Below are 1,175 nucleotides of genomic sequence, written 5' to 3'. Positions count from 1 at the left end.
AAATTTGATACGGTACCGTATCAAATTTGATACGCTAATAAAAAGTATGAATTGTTTATATTACTAGTCTTAATCTTCTTTTTGTATTTATAACTATCTCACTCTATATATATAGCTAAAAGTTCCGAAAGGAACGGGTCGTATTTTTGAGAAGAACACTCAAAAATCTCCACCCTCTCTCTAAAAAAGTCGGTTCGTTAATCCTCACCTAAAAGCTATCGCTTTTTCTTTTCTAGAGAGTCCTTGCGGAACTTTTTTCGGCTCGTTTGCTTTTCTGGCCAAGCCGAAGGACAAAAAGCAATGCAATGGTTCTCGGCTTGGACTGGCAAGTATACGAGCCGAACCGCTAGATTGTTTGTCTCAGACTTGCTCTTATCCGCTATATTGCTACGTTTCAAACCGTAGGGTCTCGCCCCCACACGACGAGCCAGCACTCCAAACAAAAAGCAATGAAAGACCAAAAGACAAGATCAAAACAAAAAAACTAGCCCCTCCAAAGAGGTGCTAGTTGATGTAAAGTTCGAAAGCGGAAGTTATTTATGTCTATTAAACATCTTTAGTTTCTTGAAATTTTCTTCTTAAATTCATAAGTGCAGAAAATCCGAAACCAGCACAAACACCCATAGTGATTTTCCAGGATAAAGATTGATATGCTAATCCTGATTTAAAACCTATTGTAATTAGAATCAAACACATAATTAAAATTGACGTATATATGTAGATCCAATATCTGTTCATGCTATGTCCTCCTTATTCTCATTCATTATTTTACGTAGCAAACCCCTCCTGTTTGGAGGGAGGGTCAATCTTTGTTTTGTTTTTCTAACAGTTGAATAACCTTATCTAACTTTTGCTCAATTGGATCTTGCTTTTTGCGATTGCTGGTATGCCGAATTATACGTATAATCCCGCCAAACAGTGCACCGATGATTACTAAAATAATAGCAACTTCTATGTAATAAATACTGGATTCTAAAGGCATTATTTAGAACCTCCTTTTTCCCTATTTTACCATTTAAAAGAAGTGATATGTTGTTTGATTTTGGTTGTATATTGTATACATGTAAGGTTAACATAACGTCTCATTATCGGTAGTAAAGAAGAAGCCAAATCCGTTGACATAAATAGGATTTGGCTTTTTCTTTGTTTATCATCTTATACATGATTTTATACAT

The 1,175-nt window shown here is 35.1% G+C and carries 2 protein-coding genes; both read right to left on the bottom strand.

Annotated features, from left to right (window positions below; all coding sequences use genetic code 11):
* Positions 1 to 546 precede the first annotated feature (546 nt).
* Positions 547 to 738 (bottom strand): hypothetical protein, encoded by a 192-nt coding sequence (locus MR071_RS24970; RefSeq protein WP_242238240.1) that lies wholly within the window; start codon positions 736 to 738, stop codon positions 547 to 549.
* A gap of 64 nt (positions 739 to 802) precedes the next feature.
* Positions 803 to 982 (bottom strand): DUF4083 family protein, encoded by a 180-nt coding sequence (locus tag MR071_RS24965; protein ID WP_242238239.1) that lies wholly within the window; start codon positions 980 to 982, stop codon positions 803 to 805.
* Positions 983 to 1,175 lie beyond the last annotated feature (193 nt).

Origin of the sequence: Bacillus cereus group sp. BfR-BA-01316 (genome assembly GCF_022664195.1) — a bacterium.
Lineage (GTDB): Bacteria > Bacillota > Bacilli > Bacillales > Bacillaceae_G > Bacillus_A.
Note: the sequence above shows the minus strand (reverse complement) of the source record. Positions and strands in the feature narration are given on the sequence as shown.